Annotated in this window: 5 protein-coding genes; all 5 read left to right on the top strand. The window is 45.4% G+C overall.

Going from position 1 to position 7,838, the window contains the following annotated elements:
* On the top strand, window positions 1–2,849 hold a 2,849-nt coding region (locus OSQ85_RS09425), incomplete at its 5' end, for a molybdopterin-dependent oxidoreductase (RefSeq protein WP_265822664.1).
* Between the two features lie 13 nt (window positions 2,850–2,862).
* Entirely contained in the window at window positions 2,863–3,480 is a 618-nt protein-coding gene (locus OSQ85_RS09420; RefSeq protein WP_265822663.1) for a 4Fe-4S dicluster domain-containing protein, read from the top strand.
* Window positions 3,481–3,597: 117 nt separating this feature from the next.
* Window positions 3,598–4,551, top strand: a complete 954-nt coding sequence (locus OSQ85_RS09415; protein WP_265822662.1) for a helix-turn-helix transcriptional regulator — start codon at window positions 3,598–3,600, stop codon at window positions 4,549–4,551.
* A 92-nt stretch (window positions 4,552–4,643) separates the two neighbouring features.
* Window positions 4,644–6,722 (top strand): TonB-dependent receptor, encoded by a 2,079-nt coding sequence (locus OSQ85_RS09410; RefSeq protein WP_265822661.1) that lies wholly within the window; start codon window positions 4,644–4,646, stop codon window positions 6,720–6,722.
* Window positions 6,723–6,830: 108 nt separating this feature from the next.
* Entirely contained in the window at window positions 6,831–7,793 is a 963-nt protein-coding gene (locus OSQ85_RS09405; protein ID WP_265822660.1) for a helix-turn-helix domain-containing protein, read from the top strand.
* The last annotated feature ends 45 nt before the right edge of the window (window positions 7,794–7,838 follow it).

The following is a 7,838-nucleotide window of genomic DNA, read 5'->3' as shown; positions in this document are numbered from 1 at the left end:
TCCTTAAGGGAGTGAGCGCAGTAGGTGCCACTGCTGCTGTTTACGGCTGCGGCGGAGGCGGAAGCGGCGGCAAAACTTATATGGAAGAGGATGAGGATAACCGTCCCTCCGCACCCGAAATAACAGAAACGGCTATAATAAGCTGCATCCCTAATGACTGCGGCGGCGGCTGCATTACAAAACACTACGTTAAAGACGGTGTAATTAAAAGAATCGTGACAGACGAACGTGAAGATCTCGATATGAATAATGGAGATAAACCGCAGTTCAGAGCCTGCGTACGCTGCCGTTCAAGAAGACAGTCATTCTACCGTAAAGACCGTGTTCTTTATCCTCTCAAGCAGACAGGAGAGAGAGGCGATCTCAATGGGTTTATTAAAATCACATGGGAACAGGCATACACGGAAATAGCCCAGAAAATGCAGGAGATAAAAACTGTCTATGGCAGAGGCGCATACCATAAAATTCATGCCGCAGGCGACTTCAGCGGCTGGTCATGGTACGGCGTAAACAAGCTTCTTGTACTCCATAACGGCGGGTATACAAAACACTACGGTTCTTACAGTGTACCGGCTGTTGTACATGTGGGCGCACTTATTGAGGGTAAAGACTATTATCTTCCTTTAGCAAACTCAAGGCAGGATGTGCTTAATTCAGATCACCTTGTTCTCTGGTCATATAATCCTATGGAAACAATATATGACACGAATACGGGCTGGTATCTTACACAGTGTAAAGAGAAAGGTATCCCTGTAACTGTTATTGATACAAGGCTATCAAAAACTGCAGCAACTGTTGGCGGTGATTTTGTCAATATCATGCCTTCCACAGACTCAGCCTTAATAACCGCTATGCTTTATCACATCCTGAAAAACCACTTTGATAAGCTTGATGTTGATTTTATCAATAAGCACCTTTACGGCTTTTTTGATAACGGCAACAGCCTGCTTCATGCTGATGTTGATGCCGCTAAATATGCAGTACCGGACGGCGGTTCACTTTCTGCATTCATCATGGGTGATGAAGGCGACCTTTTAACAGGCGGATATAACAATAAAACCTCCATCTATCCTGATACTATCGGCTACAACGTCAACTCTGACGATGTGCTTTACGGGAAAACTGTCCACATTTGGGGTCAGAGAGCTAAAACTCCCGAATGGGCTGAAAAAATCACCGGTGTTCCCGCTACAAAGATCCGTGAACTTGCTGAACTTTATCTGACTAAAAAAGTTACCACTCACATTGGTCTCGGCTATCAGCGCCACACAGAAAGTGAGCAGGCGGTATGGCTTAACCGTGTTCTTTCTGTTGTAACTAAAAACTTCGGTGATGCAGGACGCTCGTCAGGTTTTGTTGTTGCTGCTAAAGCTGGTGCATACGGTCCGGACCCTGTGGATATGTACCTGCCCAATGAAATAGCCATGAGCGGACTTTACGATGCAGACAGAATCACTTCGCCTGTGAGTTACATGCCTACAGCGTGCAGAGTGAATGTTCCTGCATTCGTTGTACCGGATGGATTTGACAACGCCGGAACAGGTAAATCAAAATGGAATGACGGACAGGTAAAGCATCTTCCCGCTAACTTCGGCAAAGCCGTATTTGTTTCCGGTGCAAACATCATGGTAAACAACAGCGGAGATGTTAACTACAACTGGGAAATATATAAGGATAAAACAAAATGTGAGCTTATCGTAAACTTTGAACCGTTTATGACAGCCACAGCCGCAATGTCTGACTATATACTGCCTTCAAAAATGATCGGTGAAAAACCCACATTTATAACAGGCTGGTTCGGTCAGGATACACTTATAAGATCAAATGTTGTGACAGAAGCACCCGGTGAGGTTCTAGACGAGTACACCATATGCGCCGGAATAGCCGATAAGCTGGGGCTTGGTACTGAATATCTGGGTGATTACCCTCTTGGTGAAGAAGGTATGGAAGCCAGACTTCGCGCAGGCTGGGATGCTTATGATCTCACCACTGTTTACGGTATGACTTATGACGAGATCTGCGAAAAAGGCGCTGCCGAGATAGCAACTCCTGCTGAAGCGGCAATTCAGTATAAGGCTTTCAGAGACGATCCGGAAAATAATCCTCTTAAGACCCCCACAGGCAAGTTTGAAGCTTACTGCCTCGGAATGATTGAGGACTACGAAGCCAGATACCATGACAATATTGATACAGTAACCTCTGACAACGGTTCAGGAGACTTTGACCTTCCCGGCAGCGGTTCAATATTCTCCGCTCACCACGGTGATAATACAGGCAGAAGGTTTGTTTACCCTGTTCCTATGTATATTCCGGCAGTTGAAGGCAGACACGCAGTAGACACTACAGACCCCAGCCATGAGCTTGCTCACGATGATCCCGCTGGTTCAAACAGCAAGGGGTATGTATTTACCCTGCACAACTATCATAAAATGTACAGAACCCATGCTACGCACAATAACGTTGCTTACCTTAATGAGCAGTATAAAAAAGATGCTGACGGCAACGCAGCTTTCCTCAACCCTGACCGTGAATGGAAAGACGGCGTATGGGAAGACGGAATCTATGAACCCATGTGGATAAGCCCCGCTGATGCTGTAACTCTGGGAATTCAGGAGGGAGACAGAGTTCTTCTGAGCAATGACAGAGGAAAAATGTATGCTTCTGCTCATATCACAAACAGGGTTGCGCCCAAGATTGTTTATGTTTCAGAAGGCGGCTGGTTTCAGAAGAACAACTCAGGAATTGATGTCGGCGGCTGCACAAACACTCTTATGACAGCCAGACCAGCAAGAATCTGCAAAGGTATGACATCGGGCAACGACTGCCGTGTCAAAATCGAAAAGGCGTAGGGAGGATTAAACCATGGCTAAACAGATGGCATTTTACTTTGACCAGAACAGATGCATGGGCTGCCACGCCTGCGTTGTAGCATGCAAAGACTGGAATGACGTTAAGCCCGGCAAGGCAAGCTGGAGAAGGCTTGGTGTAACCGAAAGCGGCGCTTTCCCGAATGTAAAGGTTTTCAACCTTGTACTTTCCTGCAATCACTGCGCAAACCCCGCATGCACTGCGGCCTGCCCCGTGGGAGCGATTTATAAAAGAAAAGAGGACGGCATAGTAATAGTAGACCGTGACAAATGCCAGAACATCCGTTCCTGCGCAGTTGCATGCCCCTACGGTGCTCCTCAGTTCGGCGATGATAAATCCGAACCTGTTAAGAAGGCAAGCTGGGCGGTTAAACACCCTGTACAGAAATGTACCTTCTGCTGGGACAGGCTTGATGACGGTCTTGCGCCTTCATGTGTTGCAGCCTGCCCTCAGAGAGCCCTTGACTTCGGCACTGTTGAGGAGATCAGCGCGAAATACCCCACAGCACAGAGAACCGCTGTAGGTATGCCCGATTCAACTAAAGACGCCAACGGTAATACCCTTACCTCCGGAGATACAGTACCCTCCATTTTCTTTAAACCGAAAAATTAGGAGCCATAACAGAAAAACAGCCGCCTTCCCGCATAGGCGGCTGTTTTTCTATTCCCGCTTGACTTGATGCTGGTTTTGATTTAGTTATCTCTAACTATATTAAACAAGGAGCGGCATATGCTTCCGGCAAATGCAGGTTCGCAGCAAATTGATACATCATGGAATTTTCTGAATACCTTCGGAGATGTCGCAGGGATGTTCAGACATGCGTTACTTTCATGCGGGCTTGAGATCTCTTTTCTTGATTATACGGCAAAAGAAACAGCCGCCGCTGATTTTGAGATAGATTCAGCCCCCCTTGAGTTCTCTTTTCACATGGCCGGAACCGGATATGGAAGAATTATCAAAGGCGGCAGGGAAACAGCCCTCCTGAGCGGAATCTCAGGCAGAAGCCTTGTGACATACAATCCCGGGAGTCGCTGCTCCGTACAGACCTTTGCCGGAGAACACTACCGTATTCTTAACCTGTATGTCTCTCCTGACCGCTTCATGGAATATTTGGGCGGAGAACCGGAATATGTGCCTGAGTCATTCAGGGGCATATTAAAAAGGAACACAGCTTCCATCAATATTGATGCCGCCTTGACTCCTGCTGTCAGGGTTATTCTGGATCAGATCGTAAACAGCCCTTATCAGGGTGCAATGAACAGGCTGTTTCTCGAAAGCAAAAGCATGGAGCTTATTGTTCACATGCTTCATGAAGCGGAAGGAAGCCGTTTATGCAGGAACATTCCAAAGCTCTGCAGCAGTGATGCGGGGAGGATCAGAGAGGCAAGGGATATACTGATAGCTGAAATGGATAATCCGCCTGCTCTGGATGATTTGGCGAGGAGAGTCGGCATCAACAGTACAAAGCTTAAAAAAGGCTTCAGGTCACTGTTTAACTCAACGCCGTATTCTGTTCTTCGCAGCGAGAGGATCAGGCATGCAGAGGTTCTGCTTGGCGAAGGACTGATGAATATCACAGAAATAAGCCACCATCTTGGTTTCAGCGACACATCTCACTTCATCCGTGAATTTGTGAAATTTCACGGAACAACACCCGGAAGATTCACTAAGACCGTTTCCTGATTATTCTATAATAAACACCTTATATTCTATTTTTTATGCTTTTCCAGTGTTAAGTTTGGCTCTTCTAAGTTGCTTGAGGTGAGGAGAGATGTATGCTTTTGAAAAGAGCGAAATTTGCGGTGCTTACCGCTTATATCCTGATAATATCCGCTTTTCCGGTGAATGCGGCTGACAATGCTTCTGCTGAAGTATATGAGCTGGACACCGTTGTTGTCACAGCGGAGAAAAGAGGGAGAGATGTTCAGGAGGTTCCCGCCACAGTTTCCTTTATAAGCGGTGAAGAGGCAGAGGAGTATGGACTCCGTACGGTGGCTGATGTGATGAATATGACCCCTAATCTTTATGTGACCCAGACCGGAGAGTCCATAACAACATTTGCCACAATGAGAGGAATTACCGGCTCCATGAACCAGATTCCCTCTGTAGGTTTTTATGTGGATGACGTGTATTACCCTAATCTGGATGTGAGTTTCTATGACGTTGAGCGTATTGAGATTTTAAAAGGGCCACAGGGAACGCTTTATGGAAGAAACTCTGAAGCGGGGGTTATAAATATAATAACAAAGCAGCCTTCTGATAAGTGGATCGGCAGAGCAGGGATTGACGTCAGCAGTTTTAATACATATGAAACAAAAGCTTCAATAAGCGGACCTGTTGTTAAAGACAGACTTTTCATAAAAGCAGCAGCCAGATATGTTGAAACAGACGGTTATTTTGAAAGTGTCAGCGGTGAAGATGATATGGGGAAAACAGAAAAAACTGACGGCAAGCTGAACCTCCGGTATGAATCCGGGAATGAATTTAAGGCTGATCTGAATTACAGCTTCCAGCGCTATGAAGGTGATAAATATGCAAACTTTTCCCCTCTTCACAGCAGTGACATGCGGAAAAAGATTAACGTTAATGAAGACGGGGAAACCTATAATGACTCGGATATGTTCTCCCTTCGTGGTGAGTACGCCGGAGGAGATGTGAGGTTGGTTTCCGTTACCGCTCACAGCAGAACAGATTCAATGTTTATGAATGATACTGATTTTACGCCTATTGACATGGTCACCATTGATATTGAGAAGGATATAAACTCTTTTTCACAGGAGTTTCGCCTTATGTCTGATAATGCAGACGGAAAATTGAGCTGGATAGCAGGGCTGTTCCTTCTTTCTGAGAAGGATGAGCGCAGATACAACACATGGATGAACTTCATGAATATGGGTATGGGTGTCCCCGGAGAGAATCTTAAGCAGAACAGTGAAGTCAAAACCACAGGTCTGGCCGTTTTCGGTGAAGCAGGTTACGAATTCGGCAGATTTGAACTGACAGCGGGTCTCCGTTATGACAATGAAAAAAAGGAGTTCTCCTATAGCCAGAATCCCTCCGGTGATATACTCCCCATGATGGGCTACGGCAGTATTTCCGGTTCGGAAGAAGAAACATACGGGGCATGGCTGCCTAAGCTTTCCCTGAAATACCGCTTTGCTGAAGGCATAATTACTTACGCAAGTGTTTCCAGAGGTTTCAGAAGCGGAGGCTTTAACGAAAAAGAGAATATGGGTTCCTCTTTTGATCCGGAATTTACATGGAATTATGAACTTGGTTTCAAATCTTCATGGCTGGGACGAAGGCTGAATGTTAACGCAGCGCTGTTTCATATTGACTGGACGGATATGCAGGTGGAGATCGCCGAAGCGGGGGGAACATCTGTTTATATGGAAAACGCTGCCGAAGCGGAAAGTACGGGCGCTGAGATGGAGATATCTGCAATGCCGCTTTCTGGACTGGTTATAAACGCCGGAGTTGGCTACACATACGCAGAATATAAAGACTATAAAAGAGGGGATGAGGATTTCAGCGGCAAAAGAGTTATTGACTCACCGCTTTATACTGCAAATTTGGGTGCTGCATACAGTTTCGGCAACGGGTTCTATACCAATGCAAATTACAGCATGTTCGGCAAAGTGTATTTTGACCCGGCAAATACGGAGGAACAGAAAAGCTATGGTGTGCTGAATGCCAGAATAGGTTATCAGGGCAGCCTCTATGACATATATTTTTATGGAAGAAACCTTCTTGACGAAGAGTATGCCGTGCGGGCATTTGAGGTTAATGATGTATGGTATGGCAGAGCAGGTGAACCGAGGGTTATAGGTGTTATGTTTGCCGGGAAATTCTGAACAGCAGTATCTTACGGCGGCGCTCGCCTCTTGCGCCGCTGTTATTTCTTGACATAGGTACTATTTTGAGTTAGTTATGTCTAACTAATTTTGGTGATAAGAGGGAGCATGTTTTCTCATTCAGGCTCTACCAATGAATTTTCCGATTCTGCTTGGAACTTTCTTAAATTCTGCGAAACAATCAAGGGCGACAGACTTATACATGCTTCTCTGCCTTCAGGAATTAATATACTGTTTTTTGGTTTTATGCTTGGGGAAAAAAGTGAAGGCGTTTTTCATCAAAACGAAGCTCCTATCGCTTTTACATTTCATATAACAGGATGCGGCTACGGGCAGGTTCATCATTCAGCTTTCAGTTCCTCAGAGGTTGAAAGCTCTCCCGGCAAGGTTTTTGTCACATATTGTCCGGATACAAAATTCTTCTTTAAAATGCAGGCGCTTACTGAATATAAAACCCTGAATCTTTTCATATCGCCTTCGCGGCTTTCCGCACATCTTGAAAATGATTTTCAGAATATTCCGCATGGGCTCGCTTCTGTTCTGGACGGTTCATCAAAGTCTCCTTTTATTTATGAAACCGCTGTAAGTCCGGCTGCGAGGCTTATTATAAACCAGCTTACAAACAGTTCATATCAGGGTGCAATGAACAGGCTGTTTCTGGAAAGCAAAAGCATGGAGCTGATAGTCCGTCAGCTTTATGAAATATCATCCTGCTGCGGCAAATGTAACTGCGTGAGGCTGCTGAAAGGAGATATTGAACGTATAATGGAGGCGAGAAATATTTTGCAGAACAGCGTGGGCTGCCCTCCGTCATTAGATGAGCTTGCCCGCAGAGTGGGAGTTAATATCACAAAGCTCAAACAGGGATTCAGAAGCGTATTTGAGACAACTCCTTACGCTTTTCTGCGCAGTGAACGCATGCGTATTGCAGAGAATATGCTTAAAGACAGCAGCTTTAATATAACCGAAATAAGCCATCAGCTCGGTTTCAGCGACACATCACACTTTATACGTGAGTTTGTTAAGTTTTACGGAACGACCCCCGGCAGATTCATAAAAAATCATTCCTGATTTTCAATTTTTATTACCTCATATTCTATTAAACATTTTTTTTCA

The sequence above is a fragment of the Geovibrio ferrireducens genome (genome assembly GCF_026226615.1).
GTDB classification, from domain to species: domain Bacteria; phylum Chrysiogenota; class Deferribacteres; order Deferribacterales; family Geovibrionaceae; genus Geovibrio; species Geovibrio ferrireducens.
The sequence above is the reverse complement of the archived record's forward strand: the minus strand, read 5'-3'. Positions and strand labels throughout refer to the sequence as shown.